The 18,388-nt window shown below is 70.9% G+C and carries 19 protein-coding genes; 5 read left to right on the forward strand and 14 right to left on the reverse strand.

From position 1 onward, the window contains the following. The 3 genes from ER308_RS00005 (at window position 1) to ER308_RS00015 (ending at window position 3,390) form a co-directional block, all read left to right on the forward strand. Window positions 1–1,410, forward strand: a complete 1,410-nt coding sequence (locus ER308_RS00005) for an ABC transporter substrate-binding protein (protein WP_205745790.1) — start codon at window positions 1–3, stop codon at window positions 1,408–1,410. Between the two features lie 82 nt (window positions 1,411–1,492). Beyond that, window positions 1,493–2,473, forward strand: coding sequence for a carbohydrate ABC transporter permease (locus ER308_RS00010; RefSeq protein ID WP_131153109.1), 981 nt, complete (start codon window positions 1,493–1,495; stop codon window positions 2,471–2,473). Further along, window positions 2,470–3,390 (forward strand): carbohydrate ABC transporter permease, encoded by a 921-nt coding sequence (locus ER308_RS00015; protein WP_131153110.1) that lies wholly within the window; start codon window positions 2,470–2,472, stop codon window positions 3,388–3,390. Before ER308_RS00010 ends, ER308_RS00015 begins: the two co-directional genes overlap by 4 nt. Window positions 3,391–3,478: 88 nt before the next feature. Here ER308_RS00015 and ER308_RS00020 read toward each other — a convergent pair whose 3' ends face one another. The 10 genes from ER308_RS00020 to ER308_RS00065 form a co-directional block, all read right to left on the reverse strand. Further along, the gene (locus ER308_RS00020; protein WP_131153111.1) at window positions 3,479–4,495 is read right to left on the reverse strand and encodes a LacI family DNA-binding transcriptional regulator; all 1,017 of its coding nucleotides are present in this window, start codon (window positions 4,493–4,495) and stop codon (window positions 3,479–3,481) included. Window positions 4,496–4,594: 99 nt separating this feature from the next. Next, window positions 4,595–5,965 (reverse strand): GH1 family beta-glucosidase, encoded by a 1,371-nt coding sequence (locus ER308_RS00025; protein WP_131153112.1) that lies wholly within the window; start codon window positions 5,963–5,965, stop codon window positions 4,595–4,597. 291 nt (window positions 5,966–6,256) lie between these two features. Continuing rightward, complete coding sequence (locus tag ER308_RS00030; RefSeq protein WP_131153113.1) at window positions 6,257–6,952, reverse strand: HAD family hydrolase; 696 nt, start codon at window positions 6,950–6,952, stop codon at window positions 6,257–6,259. A gap of 42 nt (window positions 6,953–6,994) precedes the next feature. Continuing rightward, entirely contained in the window at window positions 6,995–8,164 is a 1,170-nt protein-coding gene (gene metX / locus ER308_RS00035; RefSeq protein ID WP_131153114.1) for a homoserine O-acetyltransferase MetX, read from the reverse strand. Next, a complete protein-coding gene (locus tag ER308_RS00040; RefSeq protein WP_131153115.1) occupies window positions 8,161–9,444 on the reverse strand; it encodes a bifunctional o-acetylhomoserine/o-acetylserine sulfhydrylase in 1,284 nt (427 codons plus the stop codon). The genes metX and ER308_RS00040 overlap by 4 nt, the downstream gene beginning before the upstream one ends. A 119-nt stretch (window positions 9,445–9,563) precedes the next feature. Next, entirely contained in the window at window positions 9,564–9,893 is a 330-nt protein-coding gene (locus ER308_RS00045) for a hypothetical protein (RefSeq protein WP_131153116.1), read from the reverse strand. An 84-nt stretch (window positions 9,894–9,977) separates the two neighbouring features. Then, the gene (locus ER308_RS00050; protein WP_131153117.1) at window positions 9,978–10,187 is read right to left on the reverse strand and encodes a hypothetical protein; all 210 of its coding nucleotides are present in this window, start codon (window positions 10,185–10,187) and stop codon (window positions 9,978–9,980) included. A 33-nt stretch (window positions 10,188–10,220) separates the two neighbouring features. Beyond that, window positions 10,221–11,177 carry an RluA family pseudouridine synthase gene (locus ER308_RS00055; protein WP_205745791.1) on the reverse strand — a complete coding sequence of 319 codons (957 nt, stop codon included), beginning with the start codon at window positions 11,175–11,177 and terminating at the stop codon, window positions 10,221–10,223. A 6-nt stretch (window positions 11,178–11,183) separates the two neighbouring features. Beyond that, window positions 11,184–11,774, reverse strand: a complete 591-nt coding sequence (locus ER308_RS00060) for a signal peptidase II (RefSeq protein ID WP_165491686.1) — start codon at window positions 11,772–11,774, stop codon at window positions 11,184–11,186. Between the two features lie 149 nt (window positions 11,775–11,923). Further along, window positions 11,924–12,295, reverse strand: coding sequence for a TraR/DksA family transcriptional regulator (locus ER308_RS00065; protein ID WP_165491687.1), 372 nt, complete (start codon window positions 12,293–12,295; stop codon window positions 11,924–11,926). A gap of 160 nt (window positions 12,296–12,455) precedes the next feature. On the opposite strand from ER308_RS00065, the gene ileS reads away from it, so the two are divergent. Continuing rightward, complete coding sequence (gene ileS / locus ER308_RS00070) at window positions 12,456–15,686, forward strand: isoleucine--tRNA ligase (RefSeq protein WP_131153120.1); 3,231 nt, start codon at window positions 12,456–12,458, stop codon at window positions 15,684–15,686. Further along, a complete protein-coding gene (locus ER308_RS00075) occupies window positions 15,683–16,243 on the forward strand; it encodes a hypothetical protein (protein ID WP_131153121.1) in 561 nt (186 codons plus the stop codon). The genes ileS and ER308_RS00075 overlap by 4 nt, the downstream gene beginning before the upstream one ends. Here the strand turns inward: ER308_RS00075 and ER308_RS00080 are convergent. From ER308_RS00080 to ER308_RS00095, 4 genes are all read right to left on the reverse strand, one after another. Continuing rightward, window positions 16,213–16,572, reverse strand: a complete 360-nt coding sequence (locus tag ER308_RS00080; RefSeq protein WP_131153122.1) for a hypothetical protein — start codon at window positions 16,570–16,572, stop codon at window positions 16,213–16,215. The two genes, ER308_RS00075 and ER308_RS00080, sit on opposite strands and share 31 nt — an antisense overlap. A gap of 3 nt (window positions 16,573–16,575) precedes the next feature. Then, window positions 16,576–17,379 (reverse strand): DivIVA domain-containing protein, encoded by an 804-nt coding sequence (locus ER308_RS00085; protein ID WP_131153123.1) that lies wholly within the window; start codon window positions 17,377–17,379, stop codon window positions 16,576–16,578. Between the two features lie 67 nt (window positions 17,380–17,446). After that, complete coding sequence (locus ER308_RS00090; RefSeq protein WP_131153124.1) at window positions 17,447–17,743, reverse strand: YggT family protein; 297 nt, start codon at window positions 17,741–17,743, stop codon at window positions 17,447–17,449. Window positions 17,744–17,803: 60 nt separating this feature from the next. After that, window positions 17,804–18,382: a cell division protein SepF gene (locus ER308_RS00095; protein ID WP_131153125.1), complete on the reverse strand. Its 579-nt coding sequence runs from the start codon at window positions 18,380–18,382 to the stop codon at window positions 17,804–17,806. Window positions 18,383–18,388: the final 6 nt, after the last annotated feature.

Below are 18,388 nucleotides of genomic sequence, written 5' to 3' on the forward strand. Positions count from 1 at the left end.
GTGAGATCACTGCTCGCCCACAGCCGCCTGTGGATTCTGCTCGTCGCCGTGGCGCTGGCCATCGCTGCCTGCGCGGACGACGCCGAGGACGTCACCGACGAGGGCCCCGACGACGAGGACGTCGAGGAACCCGAGGACGAGGAACCCGACGACGAGGAACCCGACGAGGACGCCGTCGACGACGAGCCCGAGGAGGACACCGGGATCGAGGGCGAGGCCGTGTCGATCATGACCCCGTTCGCCGATGACGAGGAGCAGGCGAACTTCCTCTCGACCATCGAGCCCTGGGCCGAGGAGCACGGCGTCGAGGTCGAGCACGAGGGCTCCGACGACTTCGAGACCCTCATCAACACCCGGGTCGAGGGCGGGAATCCGCCCGACATCGCCCTGTTTCCCCAGCCGGGGCTCATGCGCGACATGGCCGACGCCGGGGACATGCGCGACCTCGACGAGGTCCTCGATCTCGACGCGGTCGAGGACTCCCTCATCGAGGGCACGCTGGACGACGGCACGTACGAGGACGAGGTGGTCGGACTTATGTACCGGCTCAACCTCAAGAGCCTCGTGTGGTACCCGGTCCCCGAGTTCGAGGAGGCCGGCTACTCGGCCCCCGAGACGTGGGACGAGCTCGAGGATCTCACCGCGCAGATGGTCGACGACGGCAACGTGCCCTGGTGCATCGGCATCGAGAGCTCCGGCGCGACGGGCTGGCCCGCCACCGACTGGGTCGAGGACATCATGTTGCGCACGGCCGGGCTCGAGGCCACCGACGCGTGGGTCGAGGGCGAGCTCGAGTTCGCCTCGGACGAGGTCCGAGGGGCCTTCGAGCACTTCGAGGACATCACGGGCGGGTTCAGTGACGAGTACGTGCTGGGTGGCAACACCGGGATGGTCACGACCAACTTCGGCGACTCGTCGGAACCGATGTTCGAGGACCCGCCGGCGTGCTACATGCACCGGCAGGCGCAGTTCATCCAGGGCTTCTTCCCCGAGGAGGTCCAGGAGAACCCCGAGGAACACGTCGACTTCTTCCCCTTCCCGCCGATCGATGAGGAGCACGGCAACCCGGCGCTCACCGCGGGGGACATCGCCAGCCTCTTCACCGACAACCCTGCGGCCGAGGAACTCGTGCAGCACATGGCCACGGCGGAGGCCGGCGAGCCATGGGCGGAGGCCGGTGGTTTCCTCTCGGCACACGAGGGCTTCGACACGAGCCTCTACCCCACCGACATCGAGCAGCGGCAGGGTGAGTTCCTCACCGAAGCCTCGTTCGCACGCTTCGACCCGTCCGACGACATGCCGGCCGAGGTCGGGACCGGCGCCTTCTGGACCGAGATCGTCGATTGGATCGCTGGCGAGACGGACCTCGACAGCGCCGTCGAGGGCATCGACGAGTCCTTCCCCGAGTAGCGTCTCCCCGTGAGGGCTTTCGTGGACGGGGTCCGGCCGGTCGGCCGGACCCCGTCATTCCCGTGAGCGATCGGAGTCCCCGATGGGCCAGTTCGGAGGTGCGATCTTCGCGATCGCGGTCGGCCTGCTCGGTGCGCTCGCCTTCTACTGGCTGCTGAACAAGGTCGTCGAGGCCCTCCCCCCCGCGTGGGAGAACCGCCTGAAACCGTACGTCTTCATCGGTCCCGCGATCGTGATCGTCGCGACGTTCCTGGTCTTTCCCGCCCTGCTGACGATCCGCGACAGCTTCCACGGGTCCAATGCCGAGGAGTTCGTCGGCCTCGCCAACTATCGGCAACTCCTCGGCGACGGTTCGGTCTGGTCGTTGCTGCTCAACAACGCGATCTGGATCGTGGTGGTCCCCACGGTGGCGGTCTCGATCGGCCTCGCCGTCGCGATCATGACCGATCGGCTCAGCTCGACGTGGGAGCGGGTCACGAAAGCGCTGATCTTCCTGCCGATGGCCATCAGCTTCATCGGCGCCGGGGTCATCTGGCGCTTCGTCTACGAGTGGCGACCTCCGGGCAGGCCCCAGATCGGCCTGCTCAACGCGATCGTCGAAGCGATGGGATTCGAACCGATCCATTGGCTCGGAACCTCGGACCTCAGGCTCAACACGCTGCTGCTGACCGTCATCATGATCTGGCTGCAGTCCGGCTTCGCGATGGTGCTGTTGTCAGCGGCGATCAAGGGTGTCCCGGACGAGACGGTCGAGGCGGCCCGTATCGACGGCGCGAGCGAGGGACAGATCTACTGGCGGGTGGTCATCCCCCAGATCAAGTCCACCATCTTCGTCGTCACCACGACGGTCATGATCCTCGTGATGAAGATCTTCGACGTCGTCTTCGCGCTCACCCAGGGGCGATTCAACACCAACGTCATCGCGAACCAGTTCTACTTCGAGTTGTTCCAGGTCCGCCATCAGGGCCGAGCCGCGGTGTTGGTGGTGCTCCTCATCATCGCGGTCATCCCGATCATGATCGCCAACATCCGTCGGCTCCGCCAAGAGGAGGCGCTGCGATGAGCCGGACCACTGCGCCCCCACCGCCACGCGAGGCCCGTCCCACCGCGGACCGCCGGCACCGGAACCCGACCGACGTGCGACGTGCGGGCTGGTCCACCCGCGTCGTCCTCCTGGTGCTGTGCGCGCTGTGGATGCTGCCGGCCCTCGGTCTCCTCGTCACCTCGTTCCGCCCGGTGGACGACATCACCACGACCGGTTGGTGGACCGCCCTGGGGGACGTTTTCGACCCTACCGCCTGGACGACCCAGAACTACGTGGACGTGATCGTCGCCCAGGGCATGGGCAACGCGTTCCTCAACTCGCTGACGGTCACCGTCCCCGCCACGGCCGTCCCGATCCTCGCGGCCGCCTTCGCGGCCTACGCGTTCGCGTGGATGCGCTTTCCAGGCCGGAACTTCCTCTTCATCGTCGTGGTCGCCCTCCTGGTCGTACCGATCTTCGTGGCATTCGTGCCGATCTTCCGGCTGTTCAACACCCTCGGTATCCAGGGTGACTTCCTGTCGGTCTGGTTGGCGCACACCGGATTCGGGATGCCGTTGGCGGTCTACATCCTCCGGAACTACATGGCCGGGCTGCCCCGTGAGCTCATCGAATCCGCCAAGGTGGACGGGGCGAGCCACTTCCAGATCTTCTGGCGCCTGATCATCCCCCTCTCGTTCCCCGCCCTTGCGGCCTTCTCCATACTGCAGTTCCTGTGGGTGTGGAACGACCTGCTCGTCGCGTTGGTCTTCCTCGGCTCGGCGGCCGACGTCGAGGTGGTGACCGTGCGTCTACAGGGCCTGCTGGGTAGCCGCGGCCAGGACTGGCACCTGCTCACTTCCGGCGCCTTCGTGACGATGATCGTGCCCCTCATCGTGTTCTTCAGCCTGCAGCGCTACTTCATCCGCGGCCTCACCGCAGGCAGCCTCAAGGGTTGATGCCCGCTGGGCGGCGCGCGCTGCGGCGCAGCCGGCGGCAGCGGACGTGCCGAGAACGCCGCGGGCCGTCACGGGGGGCGGCCCGCGGTCAGGCGCTGTCGCGGCGGACGAGCTCGGTGTCGAGCACGATGTGCTCCGGCTCGTAGTCGGGATCGTCCAGCGCCCCCAACAGCAGTGCGGTCGCCTGCCGGCCGAGCTCCTCGATGGGCTGGTGCACGGTGGTGAGGGGCGGTTCCGCGGACGGGGCGAGCTCGGAATCGTCGAAGCCCACCAAGGCAACATCGTCAGGGACCCGGATGCCTGCCGCGTGCAGTGAGCGCAGCGCTCCGAGGGCGGCGAGGTCGGAGGCCGCGAACAGGGCGTCGACGTCCGTCCGACGATCGAGCAGCCTCGCCGTGGCCTCGGCGCCGCCCTCGCGCGTGAAGTCCCCCTCCACGATGAGGTCGGTGGAGGCGGCGAGCTCGGCTTCGGCGAGTGCGTCCCGGTAGCCCTCGAGGCGGTCGAGGCCCGCCGGCATGTCGCGCGGCCCGGTCACGGTGGCGATCCGCCGTCGGCCGAGCTCGACGAGGTGGCGCACCGCGGTCCGCGCCCCACCCCGGTTGTCGGCGTCCACGCTGCTGATGGGAAGGCCCCGCGGGGCGCGCCCTCCGATCACCGTGGGGATTCCGGCGTCATGCAGCCGCCACGGCAGTGGATCGTCCCCGTGCAACGAGGTCAGCAAGGCACCGTCCACGTGGCCCGCCGTGAGGTAGTCGTCGAGGCGTTCGCGGCTGCCGGGGGCCGGCGGGGTGAACAGGACGAGCTGGTAGTCGGTCGACGCCAGCGTCTGCGTCGCCCCGTGAACGAGCCGCGCGAAGAAGGGATCGTTGAAGAACTTCGTGTTCGGCTCGGTGACCACCAGCGCCACCGAGTAGGTGCGCCGGGTCACCAGGCTGCGAGCCGCGCGATTCGGCCGGTAGGACAGCTGGGACACGGCACGCTCGACCGCGGTGCGGGTACCTTCGCTGACGCGGGGATTGCCGTTGATCACCCGGGAGACGGTCGCTCGCGACACGCCGGCCAATGCAGCGACCTGTTCGAGGGTGGCCTGGTTGCCGCCGTGCATGGAACGAGCGTTCCCGCGGCTCATCGGACGAGAACGCGACGGGGTCGGGCTGCCATCGCAGCCAGGCTACCGCGTCCACCGGCTCCCCGATCCATGCGCCTACCCGACCAGCGCGTTCGCGCGGAGCATGTCCCGGTACCACCCGAAGCTGCGCTTGGGGACCCGCTCCCGCGACGGTCCGTTCACCCGGATCAGCCCGAAGCGCATGTCGTAGCCCGACGCCCATTCGAAGTTGTCCATGAGCGTCCACACGAAGTAGCCGTGCACGTCGACCCGGTGGTCGAGGGCCCGACGCACGGCACGCAGGTGCCCCTCGAGGTAGGCGATGCGGTCGACGTCGTCCACGATCCCGTCAGGGCCGACCTCGTCGTCGAACGCGGCCCCGTTCTCGGTGACGTAGAGCGGCGTTCGGGGGTACGCCGACGAGATCCGGCGCAGCAGGCGCTCCAACCCGTCGGGGTCGATCCGCCAGCCCATCGCGGTCGTCGCCTGCTCGGGCTCGTGGGCCACGACGTGCGCGGAGCCCGGCCACTGGGTCGGTGCCGCCTCGGCGGGCGCGTCCCCCGCGCGCACCAGCGTGGTCGTGTAGTAGTTGACCCCCAGGGCATCGACCGGACGCGAGATCACGTCCAGGTCCCCGTCCCGAATGTGGGCCAGGTCGGACACGACCGTCAGATCCTCCAAGACGTCCTCGGGGTACGCGCCCCCGAGCACCGCGTCCATGAACAGCCGGTTGTAGAGACCGTCGGCCCGTCGGGCGGCATCCCGATCCGCGTCCGAGTTCGTCGCGGGGCCGGTGGGCTCGAAGTTGAGGGCGAGCATCAGGGTGGCCTCGGGCGCCGTCGCCCGCAACGCGTCCACGGCCTCGCCGTGTCCCAGCAACAGATGGTGAGCCGCTGCGACGGCGGCGGAGGGCTCGGCCCGCCCCGGCGCGTGCTGCCCGAGCGAATACCCGAGGAACGCCGCGCACCAGGGCTCGTTGATCGTGATCCAGTACCCGATCCGGTCACCGAGGGCGTCACCCACCTTCGACGCGTACTCGGCGAATCGGTGGGCGGTGTCACGGGCCGGCCAGCCCCCCGCGTTCTCCAGCGCCTGGGGCAGATCCCAGTGGTACAAGGTCGCGACCGGGGTGATGCCGCGCTCGAGGAGCCCGTCGACGAGGCGCCGGTAGAAGTCGAGCCCTCGCTCGTTCACGGCACCCCGCCCGTCCGGTTGGATGCGAGGCCACGCGAGCGAGAACCGGTAGGCCCCAACGCCCAGCGTGGCGATCAGATCGAGGTCCTCCTCCACGCGGTGGTAGTGGTCGACGGCGATGTCGCCGTTCTCGCCGCGGCGGACGGCGCCGGGCGTGTGGCTGAGCGTGTCCCAGATGGACGGCCCGCGGCCGTCCTCGTCCACCGCTCCTTCGATCTGGTAGGCGGAGGTCGCCACGCCCCAGACGAATCCGGGTGGGAACTCGAGCGTCATGGGGGGTTCCTTGCTTCGTGACGGGCTGCGGACGGCGGGGCACCGAGCGGATCCGGCGTTGGCGCTGCGTGGCGGTGGGTCCAGGACGGCAGCGTGTGAGAGCGTTCTCATTCTCTATTCGAGTGCTTGATATCCGAGCATACGGCGATTGTCAACATGAACGTGATCAGGGAGATGGAGCGTTTACCGCCGTCCGTGGACCCGCGGGACGAGGCCCCGTTGGTTTCGCCCCATCGTCGGGGCACCGGGACCGGATCCGCTGCCGCCGGGGAGCCGGATCGGACGCGCGGATCAGGCCGCGGCGAGCTCGGCGACCAACCCCGGGAGCTCAGCGAGGGAGGACAAGACCGGCACGCCGTCGGGCGCACCATCGGGGACCTGCTCGTGCACCCAGGTCCAGGCATACGGGACGTAGGCCGCCCACGCACCCACCTCGAGCACCGGAAGAACGTCGCTGCGCAGGGAGTTCCCCGCCATCAGGAACCGTTGCGCGGGCGCACCCTCCTCGGCGAGGAGCTGCCGGTACGTGTCGTGGTCCTTCTCCGAGACGATCGCGATCCGGTCGAGGTGCTCCGCCAGGCCGGACTCGGCCACCTTGCGCTCCTGGTGGACCAGGTCGCCCTTCGTGACGAGGAGCAGCCGATAGCGCCCGGCGAGTTCCTCGACCGCCCCGGCGGCGCCGTCGAGCAGGCGAGTCGGCCGTGTCAACAGCCCCTTGCCGGCGTCGAGGAGCCGGTCCAGCTCGGTGGCCGGTATGCTGCCCCGCGAGAGCCGCAGGGCCGTCTCGACGAGCGAGATCGTGAACGCCTTCGCGCCGTAGCCGAGCGCGCTCATGTTGGCGGCCTCGGTGGCGTAGAGCTCAGCGCGAGCCGTGTCGGGGTCGACGTACTCGGCGACGATCTCGCGGAACAGGGCCTCGACCTCCTCGAAGCCGTCCTGCGAGTGCCACAGCGTGTCGTCCCCGTCGAGCGCGATCCATTCGACCATGCGGGAAGGGTAACCGACGCGTGCTTCGCGAACGGCGCCGGGTCAGGGGCACAGCGCGCGAGCGAGCACCTCGCCGACCTGCTCGGTCTCGACGAGGAACCCGTCGTGGCCCACCAACGAGGAGATCCAGGCGAGCTCGGCATCAGGCAGTCGCGTGACGAGGTCACGCTGTTGGTGCGGCGGGTAGAGCCGATCGGAGTCGATGCCGACGACGGTCACGGGCACGCGGGCGCGCGCGAGTGCCGCGTCCGTGCCCCCTCGCCCGCGCCCGACGTCGTGGTGGTTCATGGCCTCGGACAGGGCGACGTAGGTGTTCGCGTCGAACCGACGCGCGAGCTTGTCGGCCTGATGGTCGAGGTAGCTCTCGACGGCGTACCGTCCTCCCGCGAGGGGGTCTTCTCCATCCTGCGGAGCGCGACCGAACCGCTCGGCCAGCTCGCGTTCGCTGCGGTAGGTCACCTGCCCCAGCCGACGAGCCACGCCCAGGCCCTCGTGGGGTCCTGGCCCGGCCGGGGCGTCGTAGTAGTCGCCACCCCGGAACCCCGGATCCAGGCGAATCGCGCGGATCTGGATCTCAGACAGCGCGATCTGCTCGGCCGAGCTCTGCGCGCCACATCCGATGACGACCGCGCGTCGCACCCGGTCGGGGTGCGTCACCGCCCATTCGAGGGCGCGCATGCCCCCCATGGAGCCGCCCACCACCGCCGCCCAGGCCTCGATACCGAGGTGCCGAGCGAGGGCGGCCTCGACCTCGACCTGGTCCCGGATCGTCGTGCGCGGCCAACGCGAGCCGTACGGGTGCCCGTCGGGGGCCTCGCTCGCGGGCCCCGTCGTCCCCTGGCAGCCGCCCAGAACGTTCGCGCACACGACGAACCACCGGTCGGTGTCGATACCCGCACCGGGCCCCACGACGCCGTCCCACCATCCCGGCTCGGGGTGGCCGGGCTCAGGGGGCCCGAGGACGTGGCTGTCCCCGGTGAGCGCGTGGCAGACGAGCACGGCATTGTCGCCGTCCGGTGCGAGCTCGCCCCACGTCTCGTAGGCGACGTCGATGGGCCCGAGCGCGCCACCGGCCTCGAGCGCGAGCGGCGACCGGTCGAAGGTGCGTGCGAACCGCCGGCGACCCACCGGGTCCCCGGGGCCCCACGCACCGCTCGCGGGCGTCGCGCCACGCGCCCGGTCGCCGCTCGCGTCCGCGGGATCGGTGGTCACGCCTTCGCGGCCCGGAACCCTGCGTCGAGGTCGTCGATCAGGTCCTCGGCGGTCTCCAGCCCCACCGACAGGCGCACGAGTTCGGGCGAGACCCCGGCCGCGCGCTGCTCCGCCTCGGAAAGTTGCGCGTGCGTCGTCGTCGCGGGTTGGATGATGAGGCTGCGCACGTCACCGACGTTCGCGAGGTGGCTGAACAGCTCGACCCCCTCGACGAACTTGCGACCCGCCTCGGTCCCACCGGCGATCCCGAAGGACAGGATCGCGCTCTGCCCGCGGGGCAGATAGTGCTGCGCTCGCTCGTACCACGGGCTCGACGTGAGACCCGGGTAGATGACCCACTCGACCTCGTCACGGCCCTCGAGCCATTCGGCGATCCGCTGGGCGTTGTCGCTGTGGCGCTGCATCCGCAGGCTCAGGGTCTCGAGCCCCTGCAGGAACAGGAACGCGTTCTGAGGGCTCACGGCCGGACCCAGGTCGCGCATGAGCTGCACACGCGCCTTCGCGATGTACGCGCCGGGACCGAGGGCGTCCCAGTACACGAGCCCGTTGTAACTGGGGTCGGGGGTCGTGAAGCCCGGGAACCGGTCGTTCTGGGAGAAGTCGAAGCTGCCCGCGTCGACGATGATCCCCCCGATCGAGGTGCCGTGCCCGCCGATGAACTTCGTCGCGGAGTGCACGACGATGTCGGCGCCGTGATCGATCGGGCGACACAGGTAGGGGCTGGCGAGCGTGTTGTCGACGATGAGCGGCACGCCCGAGTCGTGTGCGATCCCGGCGATCGCGGCGAGATCGGGGACGTCGCCCTTGGGATTGCCGATCGTCTCCGTGTACAACGCCTTGGTGTCGGACCGGATCGCGCCCCGCCACTCCTCGGGATCGTCGGGATCGTCGACGAACGTCGTCTCGAGACCCATCTTCGGCAGCGTGTAGTGGAAGAGGTTGTAGGTCCCGCCGTAGAGCGACGCCGAGCTGACGACGTGCCCGCCGCCCTCCGTGAGGTTGAGGATCGCGAGCGTCTGAGCGGATTGGCCGCTGGCGGTCGCCAGCGCCCCCACGCCCCCCTCGAGGTCGGCGACGCGTTGCTCGAACGCGTCCTGGGTGGGATTCATGATCCGCGTGTAGATGTTGCCCGGCTCGGCGAGGCTGAACAGATCCGCGGCGTGCTGCGTGTCGCGGAAGACGTAGCTCGTGGTCTGGTAGATGGGCACGGCCCGAGCCCCGGTCGTGGGGTCGGGTTCGGTGCCGGCATGGATCTGGCGGGTATCGAAGCCCCAGGTCATCGCGTACGGTCTCCTCGTCGGCTGGCCGGCCGGAGCCTAGTCGGCTCCATCGAAGGGGCAAAGCCCGGGGGGTGTAAACCGTTGTCACCCGCGCCCCCCGCCGCGGTTCGCTGGCTCGGTCAGATCGGGACCACGCCGAGCAGCCCCAGCACGAGATAGCCGGGTGCGGGCAGCGCCAGTGCCAGCCAGGGTGACCAGGTCCGTCGCCCTTCGACCACGCGACTGCTGGCGACCGCCACGACCCCGGAGAACAACATCGCCGCGACCAACGCCAGTGCCCGGCCGGGCGTCCCGTCAACCTCGGCTGCGGCCGCGGCGGCGATGCCGAGCAGAACGTGCACGACCGCCAGACCCACGGTGATGAGGTGGCCGACGAACCTGCCGAACCGGCGTCGACCGGGCTCGCCTCCCCGCGGAGGCGGCGCCTCGGGGGCGGCGACACTCGACATCGCGGCTCCTCTCCTACAACCCCCGCCGGGACCGTCGGTTCGTCATCGGCACATCGTGCGGGCAGTGGTGGTGCCCCGGAACGCTCAGGAGCCGGGCGGCTGTCCCCCGGCCACGGACGGCCCGCCCTCGAGCCGGTGGCGCTCGCGCCGCAGCCACAGGGACATCCCGAAGTGCGCGGCGAGCCCGGGCACGAGGATCGCGACGACGTACCAGCGCCCGCCGCCCGCGGCGACGAGCGCCGCGATGATCGCCGTGAACACGAGGACCTGGCGCAACGCGTTGACCGCGGACATCGACTCTCCTGCCGTTCGGGTACCGCCGCCATGCTACTCCTGCGTGCCAGCACGGTCGCGCAACACCCCGAGCGCGCTCTCGAGGTCGTCGGGGAGCGGCTCCTCGAAGGCGAGCCACTCCCCGGTGACGGGATGGGTGAACCCGAGACCGGCGGCGTGCAGCGCGGGACGGCCCAGCCCCAACGCGTCGGCACGCGCGGGGTCCGCCCCGTAGGTGCGGTCACCACACACCGGATGGCCGATCGTCGAGAGGTGGACCCGCACCTGGTGTGTCCGGCCCGTCTCCAGACGAACGTCGAGGCGCGCGGCCTCGCCCAGGGACTCGACGACGTCGTAGTGGGTCACCGCGGGTCGCCCACCCGGGTCGACGGCGTAGCGCGACCGTTGGCGCGGATCCCGTCCCAGCGGGGCCTCCACGGTCGCCGAGGGCGGATCGGGCTGCCCGTCCACCAGCACCCAGTAACGGCGGCGAACCTCTCGGCGCCGCAACTGCTCCGCGAGGCCCTCGAGGGCCTCGGCGTCGCAGGCGACGACCAGCAAGCCGCTGGTCCCGCGATCGAGCCGATGCACGATACCCGGTCGCTCCGGATCCTCGGCGGGCGCCAGCGGGATGCCCATCGCCTCGAGCGCATGCACGAGCGTTCCCGAACGTACCCCGGCGCCCGGATGCACCACGAGGCCCGGCGGCTTCGCCACCACCGCCAGGTGCGCGTCGCGATAGCGGACGGGCACCCCTTCGGGGGCGGGCACGGGATCGGGTGCGGGAGCTTCGGCGACGACCACCCGCGTACCGGCCACGACCCGATCGGACTTGGCGGCCGGTCGACCATCGACCATGACCCGCCCTGTGGCGATGCGTGCCTGGGCCTGCCCGCGCGACCAGCCGAGCCGTGAGGCCACCACGGCGTCGAGGCGACCCCCCGCTTCGGCATCGTCGACGGCCCACTCGGCCACGACACCAGCGCCGTGACGCTCGGGACCGCTGTCCACGGCTGGCTAGCGACGCGGGGTCGTGGTCTCGGGGCGAACCGAGTCGTGCCCGGCCCGTTCGGCTTCCGCCCGCTGCTCCTCCCGGTCCACCAGGATCATGAGGACGACGATGCAGGCCGCGCCCACGGTGATCCCGACGTCGGCAACGTTGAACACCGGCCACCAGCCGACGCTCAGGAAGTCCACGACCGCTCCCTCGGGGACGTAGGCCGACAGGAACTCGAGGATCTCGGCCCCCTCCAGGCGTCCGGGCATGCCCGGGGCCGGCTGGGGCGGGAAGTCCGGGTCACGGGCGAGGCGGTCGAGCGCGTTGCCCGCCGCGCCACCCGCCACGAGCCCGTACGCGAGGGCGAGGGAGAGGCGATCGGTCCGGGTGAGCAGGCGAGCGATGATCGCGAGCACGACGACCGTGACGAGCAAGAACATGCCAGGGAAGCCGGGGATGCCGAACGCAGCGTTCGGATTCCGCACCAGGACGAGGGAGAACTCGCCCCCGAGTTCGATCGGACCGTCGCTGAGGTACCAGACGGCCAGCACCTTCGTCGCCTGGTCGAGCAGCAGCCAGATCCCGGTGACCGCGATCGCGACGACCCACACCAACCGTCCGGGTAGCGCGCGCCGCCGCGGCGGTGGAGCTCCGTGCTCGCCCATTGTCCTCGTGGGAGCCCCGTGCTCGTCGTCCGCCGCCGGCGGCGGTACTGCGTCGTCGGGGCCTACCATCCCGGCCCCGTCCGCCTGGGTCGCGCTCACGACGCCTGGCGTCGACGTTGCTGGCAGGACACGCACGTCAACGCCTCGGGCCGCGCCTGCAAGCGCGCGGGGGCGATCGCGTCACCGCAGTCCACGCAGGTCCCGTAGTTGCCCTCGTCGATCCGCTCCAAGGCCTCGTCGATGGCTCGCAGATCGGCTCGCGCCCGGTCCGCGAGCGATCGCAACCGTTCACGTTCGACCGCTTCGCTGCCCTGGTCGGTCTCGTCGGGCTTCGGCTGGTGCCACGCCTCGTCCGCCGCCTCCATGGACAGGCGTTCCACCTGGGCCAGCCGACTCTCGCGATCCTGCTCGAGTCGGGCCCGTTGGGCTGCAAGGTCGAGGACCTCGTCCTCGTCGCTGGCGGACATGGCCGGCAGTGTAGCCCTCGGTCGGGGATCGCACCCACATCGAGTGTTGCCGCGTGGCGCGAGACCTCTGCCGCGGATCGCTACGATCCGTGGGGCGCCGCCGAAGAACGCGGCCCTCGGCCACCCCGCCCGTGCCGCCGACCGCTGTCCGACCACCGCCATGGAGGAGCTCGTGGGTTTCGCTGCCGTCCCCCAGCAGCCGGACTTCCCGGCCCTCGAGGAACGCGTCCAGAAGCGCTGGGCGGCCCGGGACGTGGTGAACCGGGCCCTGGACGCCAACCCGCAGGGTCCCCCGTTCCGGTTCAATGAGGGCCCCCCGACCGCGAACGGCGCCCCCGGGGTCCACCACATCGAGGCACGGGTCTTCAAGGACCTCTTCCCGCGCTATCGGCAGATGAAGGGGTACCGGGTGCCCCGCAAGGCCGGGTGGGACTGTCACGGCATCCCCGTCGAGCTCGAGGTCGAGAAGGAACTCGGGTTCACCCGCAAGCAGGACATCGAGGACTACGGCGTCGCGACCTTCAACGCTCGCTGCCGCGAGTCGGTGCAGCGCTACGTCGAGGAGTGGAACGCCCTCACGGAGCGGATCGCGTTCTGGGTCGACATGGAGGAAGCGTACTGGACCATGAACGCCGACTACGTCGAGAGCGTCTGGTGGTCGCTCCGTCGGCTCTGGGACGAGGGGTTCATCTACCGCGGTCACCGCGTGGTGCCCTGGTGCCCGCGGTGCGGCACCGCCCTCAGCGATCACGAGGTGGCGCAGGGGTACGCGCAGACCGACGACCCGTCGGTCCACGTCCGGCTGCCGGTGCGCACCGGCCCGCTGGCCGAGGAAGGCGCCGCGCTGCTGGTCTGGACGACCACGCCGTGGACGCTGATCTCGAACACGGCCGTGGCCGTCGGACCGGACGTCCGCTACGTGCTGGCCGACGCGGGTGCGCACGGCCGAGTGGTGCTGGCGGCCGACCTGGTCGAGCGCGTGCTCGGTGAGGACGTCCACGTGGTGCGTGACGTCGGTATCGACGAGCTGGCGGGCGCCGCCTACCAGGGCCCCTTCGAGCTCGTCGGGCCGGGCACGGGATACCAGGAGGGCGAGAGCGGAAGCGACTGGCGCACCGTCACCACCGCCGACTTCGTGACCACCGAGGAGGGCACCGGACTCGTCCACCTCGCGCCGGCGTTCGGGGCCGACGACCTCGAGGCGGCCACCGCCCTCGACGTGCCGGTGGTCAACCCGGTCGACGACGAGGGTCGGTTCACCTCCGGGATCACGCCGTTCGCCGGCCAGTTCGTGAAGGACGCGGACCCGGCGATCACCGCGGACCTCGACGCCCGCGGGCTGCTGGTGGCCAGCGGCACTTACACCCACACCTATCCCTTCTGCTGGCGCTGCGACACGCCACTGCTCTACACCGCGAAGCCGTCGTGGTACATCGCGACGACCCGGATCCGCGACCGCCTGCTCGAGGTCAACGCCGGTGTCGACTGGCACCCCGAGCACATCCGCGACGGGCGCTTCGGTGACTGGCTGGCCAACAACGTCGACTGGTCGCTGTCGCGCGAGCGCTACTGGGGCACGCCGCTGCCGCTCTGGGTGTGCGACGCCTGCGACCACGTGACCGCCGTCGGCAGTCTGGCCGAGCTCGGCGAGCGCGCGGGCCGTGACCTCTCGACGATGGATCCGCACCGACCCTTCGTGGACGAGGTGACGTTCCCCTGCGAGGAGTGCGGCGACGGGACCGCCGGGCGGGTCCCCGAGGTGATCGACGCCTGGTACGACTCCGGGGCGATGCCGTTCGCCCAGTTCGGCTACCCGCACGCGACCGGTAGCCACGAGGCGTTCGCGGACCACTTCCCCGCCGACTACATCTGCGAGGCCATCGACCAGACACGGGGCTGGTTCTACTCGCTCATGGCCGTGTCGACGCTGCTGTTCGACCGCAACAGCTACCGCACCGTGCTCTGCCTCGGCCACATCGTCGACGAGCAGGGTCGCAAGATGTCGAAGCGTCTCGGCAACGTCATCGACCCCTGGGAGCTGATCGGCACGAAGGGCGCGGACGCGGTGCGGTGGCTCATGCTGACCGACGGCAGTCCTTGGGTCACGCGGCGGGTCGGCTACGAGATCGTCGACGGCGTCGTCCGCAAGGTCATGCTGACCCTCTGGAACACGTTCTACTTCTTCACCACCTACGCGCGGCTCGACGGCTGGAGTCCGGCGGACGCGGATCCACCACCCGTCTCCGAGCGGCCGGCGATGGACCGCTGGGTCCTGGCCGAGCTCGCCGACGTCGTCCGGGTCGTCGACGACCGTCTGGCCGCTTACGACGCGACCACCGCCGGCCGTCGGCTTCAGGAGTTCATCGACGACCTGTCGAACTGGTACGTCCGGCGCACTCGCCGGCGCTTCTGGGCTCCGGCCGGTACCGCCAGCGACGCCGACAAGCAGGCGGCGTTCGCCACGCTGCACACCTGCCTCACCGAGCTCGCCCGGCTGCTCGCCCCGTTCACCCCGTTCCTGGCGGAGGAGCTCTACGAGCAGCTGGCAAGCGCGCCCGCGGCGCCGATCGATGGCCGTGAGCCTCGCGACAGCGTCCACCTGGAGGCGTTCCCGACGCCCGACCCGGCGGCCGAGGACGAGGAGCTGCGCGCGGCGATGGCCACCGCGCGTCACGTCACGGCGCTGGGCCGCAAGGCCCGCGAGGACGCCGGGGTGGGCGTGCGCCAACCCCTGCGCCGCGCGCTCGTGTCGCTACCGGCGGCCGAGCGTGAACGGTGGCCCCTCGTCGCCGACATCGTCGCCGACGAGTTGAACGTCCGCGAGCTCGAGCTGCCCAGCGACGAGACCGCGGCGATCACCCGGCGACTGAAAGCGAACTACCGTGCCCTCGGTCCGGCCTTCGGCCAACGCACCCCCGTCGTGGCCGAGGCGATCACGGACGCCGACCCCGACACGGTGGCCGAGTCGCTGACCGAGCGTGGTGAGGCGCGGGTCGCCGTCGATGGCGAGATGGTCACCGTGACCGAGGAGCAGGTCCAGGTGATCGAGGAGTCGCAGACCGGATTCCAGGTCGCCAGCGACGCGGGCTACTCGGTGGCGCTCGACCTCGAGCTCGACGAGGAGCTGCGGCGTGCCGGACTCGCTCGCGAGGTCGTCCGCGCCCTGAACGAGCTGCGCAAGCACCACGACCTGGCGCTGGACGCGCGGATCTCACTGGAGCTGGGAGCCGACGACGTCCTCACCGACGCCATCGCGACGCACCGCGAGGAGGTTGCGGGGGAGGTGCTCGCCAGTCGCCTCGATGTCCGAGACCCGGACGAGCTCACCGGCTCCGAGGCGGTCAGCATCGGGGATCGCGAGCTGGCCGTCCGCCTCCGCGTCGAGGCATGAGCGCAGCCCGGGCTCCTCGCGCAGCGCTCGCGCTCGCGCTCGCCGCGGCCGCCGTGGTGACCACGGTCGGGCGACGCGGTCGTCGGGACGCCCCGTCCCTGCTACCGCTGGAGCACGAGCCCGACATGCTCGCCCGTCTCGCGCGGTGGGACCCCTCCCCTCCGCTCACCCGATCGAGCCGCTTCGCCGCCCGCGCCTGGGCGGCGCCACTCACCGTGGCCGGGTTGCTGGCGGGGGCCAGCACTCGCGGCCGTTGGCGGCCCCACGGCGATCTCGTGGTCGTCGAGTCCGCACGTGGGGCCCTCGGACAGATCCTCGCTCACCGTGGCTTCTCCGCGATGACCCTCGGACACGTTGTGGTGGCCGTCCGCCCGCCGGAGCCGCGTCTGCTCGCGCACGAGCGCGTCCACGTGCGTCAGGCCGAACGTCTCGGCCCGCTCTTCGGCCCCGCCTACCTGTTGCTGCTCCTCGTGTACGGATACCGGGCCCACCCGCTGGAGCGCGCCGCCGAGCGATCGGCGTGGGCTCAGGTCCCCGGCCCGGCATCGGGCGACTGACCGCCACGCGACCGGGCCCCCTGCTCGGGATCCGACGACGGCCGCGACCCCGCGGGCCCGGTCGGCGACGGCGCGTCCGATGAACGTCCCTCGACCCCGAGGGCCTGGGCCGGCTCCTGGGGTCGCTCGGGCCGCTCGCTGGCACCGGACCACACGGGCGCCGAAGCGCGGAGCCCCGGTCGGTGACGCGCGACACCCAGGGCGAGCAAGCCGCCCGCTGCGAGGGCCGCCGCCACCGATAGCACGACCAGGTCCGCGGACGCGAACACGATGCCGGCCACCAGGACCGCGCCCCCGACCGCGACGAGCACGAGACTCGTGGCCAGCACGACCTACCGCTGCTGGTCGTCGGGCTCTTCCAGCCCGGTGGGTGGCCCCCACAGCTCCGCGGACAGCGCGCTGGCCTCCTGCGGTGACAGCTGGGCGCCCTCGTCGGGCGCCCCGGACGGCGTGCGTTCGGCCGCCTCCGACGGCGGCTCCGGCGGATCGTCGGGGGTTCGCTCCCGATCCCCACCCCGGGAGTCGCCGCCGACGTGCAGATCCCCCAACTGCTCGATGGACTCGGGCAGATCGGGGACGTCGCCGGCTCGGTCGAGTGCCGTCAGTTGCTCCGCGACGACGGCTCGCACCTGGTCGCGGTAGTCGTCGCGGAACTGCCGCAGTTCCGCGATCGCGCGTCGGACCCGCTCGACCCCCTCGCGGGTGGCGGCGCGCTCACGGGCGACCTCCTCCTCGACGCGCTGGCGCAGCTGGTCGGCCTCGTGCCGTGCCCGCTCGAGCACCTGATCGGCCTCCGTGCGCGCTTCCTGGCGCAGACGCTCGGCCTCCTCCTCCGCGTCGGCGATGGTTTGGTCGGCGATCTGCTCTGCCCGGACGAGGGCTCGTTCGATGAGGCGGGACTGCTCGCTGGCGTCGGCGACCCCGGCCTGCGCCTCGGCGGTCGACTCCGCGGCCGGCTGTTCGGCCTGGGCGCGCTCGAGCTCGTCGACGCGCGCGCGGAGGTTGTCGCGCTCCTGCTCGAGCTCGGCCATCCGGGCTGCGACGCGGTCGAGGAAGCGATCGACCTCCTCGCCGTCGTAGCCCTTGCGCTTCTCGGGGAACTCGGTGTTCAGGACGTCGCGTGAGGTCAGGCTCATGCTTGGTCAGCGCTCCCCTCGGACAGTGCGTTGGCCCTCTCGTCGGCCCCGACCGCTGGGCGATCCATCAGAAGAGGCCTCCTCCGGTCAGGCGGCAGACGATGGGTTGGATGATCCACGAGATCACGATGAACACGATGATCGGCGAGAGGTCGAGCCCGACCCCGCCGATGCGCAGCGGCGGGAGGAGGCCCCGCACCGGACGCAGCACGGGATCGGTGAGCAGGTAGACGAAGTCCGCGACGGGTCGCAGCGCGTCCGGCAACGACGGGACCCACGACAGGATGATCCGCACCAGCAGGATGATGTAGTAGATCGTCAGCGCGGTGCAGAAGATCCCGAAGGGATTGATGCCCTGGCCCATCGTGGTGCTCGTCTCCCGTTGGTCGGTGGCGTCGGGGTGGCCTCGGGCCGACGCGCGTGCTCATGCCTGGTTGAAGAACCCGCGTTCCCCGAGGCGGCGGCGTTCCTCGCTCGAGACCTGCAGTCCCGACGGCGTCAACAGGAACACCCGGTCGCCGACGCGCTCGATCCGCCCGTCGAGGCCGAAGATGAGCCCGGACGCGAAGTCGAGCATGCGCTTTGCGACGCTCTCACTGGCGCTGGCGAGGTTCATGATCACGGGGATGCCGTTGCGGAACCGCTCCCCCACCTCCTCGACGTCGTTGAACGTCGTCGGGCTCGTGACGTGCACCTGCCCGGCGGTCAGCTCGGGGTCGGGATCAGCGGCATGCTGCCCGCGCGGCGCGGCGGTCCGCGCGTCACGATCAGCGGGCGGGGGTGCGAGCCGTCGAACGTTCGCCGCGTCGCCACCCTCGCCCCGGCCTGCGTCCTCGAACCGATCGACGCGGTCGGTGTGCGCGAGATCGCGCCTCGGCGCGCCCGCGCGAGCGGGCTCCCGCGACGCGTACCGGTCGTCCGGGTACACGTCCCGGGCGTACTCGTCCTCGTACTCCTCGACGAGGCCGAGGTACGCGAGGGTGCGCTTGACCATCCCTGACATCGCTCG

It is taken from the genome of Egibacter rhizosphaerae, from assembly GCF_004322855.1.
Lineage (GTDB): Bacteria > Actinomycetota > Nitriliruptoria > Euzebyales > Egibacteraceae > Egibacter > Egibacter rhizosphaerae.

Coding starts and splice junctions, on each gene's coding strand:
- ER308_RS00010 (WP_131153109.1), top strand. CDS start 1,493: ATGGGCCAGTTCGGAGGTGCGATCTTCGCGATCGCGGTCGGCCTGCTC.
- ER308_RS00015 (WP_131153110.1), top strand. CDS start 2,470: ATGAGCCGGACCACTGCGCCCCCACCGCCACGCGAGGCCCGTCCCACC.
- ER308_RS00020 (WP_131153111.1), bottom strand. CDS start 4,495: ATGCACGGCGGCAACCAGGCCACCCTCGAACAGGTCGCTGCATTGGCC.
- ER308_RS00025 (WP_131153112.1), bottom strand. CDS start 5,965: ATGACGCTCGAGTTCCCACCCGGATTCGTCTGGGGCGTGGCGACCTCC.
- ER308_RS00030 (WP_131153113.1), bottom strand. CDS start 6,952: ATGGTCGAATGGATCGCGCTCGACGGGGACGACACGCTGTGGCACTCG.
- ER308_RS00040 (WP_131153115.1), bottom strand. CDS start 9,444: ATGACCTGGGGCTTCGATACCCGCCAGATCCATGCCGGCACCGAACCC.
- ER308_RS00045 (WP_131153116.1), bottom strand. CDS start 9,893: ATGTCGAGTGTCGCCGCCCCCGAGGCGCCGCCTCCGCGGGGAGGCGAG.
- ER308_RS00050 (WP_131153117.1), bottom strand. CDS start 10,187: ATGTCCGCGGTCAACGCGTTGCGCCAGGTCCTCGTGTTCACGGCGATC.
- ER308_RS00065 (WP_165491687.1), bottom strand. CDS start 12,295: ATGTCCGCCAGCGACGAGGACGAGGTCCTCGACCTTGCAGCCCAACGG.
- ileS (WP_131153120.1), top strand. CDS start 12,456: ATGGAGGAGCTCGTGGGTTTCGCTGCCGTCCCCCAGCAGCCGGACTTC.
- ER308_RS00075 (WP_131153121.1), top strand. CDS start 15,683: ATGAGCGCAGCCCGGGCTCCTCGCGCAGCGCTCGCGCTCGCGCTCGCC.
- ER308_RS00085 (WP_131153123.1), bottom strand. CDS start 17,379: ATGAGCCTGACCTCACGCGACGTCCTGAACACCGAGTTCCCCGAGAAG.
- ER308_RS00090 (WP_131153124.1), bottom strand. CDS start 17,743: ATGGGCCAGGGCATCAATCCCTTCGGGATCTTCTGCACCGCGCTGACG.
- ER308_RS00095 (WP_131153125.1), bottom strand. CDS start 18,382: ATGTCAGGGATGGTCAAGCGCACCCTCGCGTACCTCGGCCTCGTCGAG.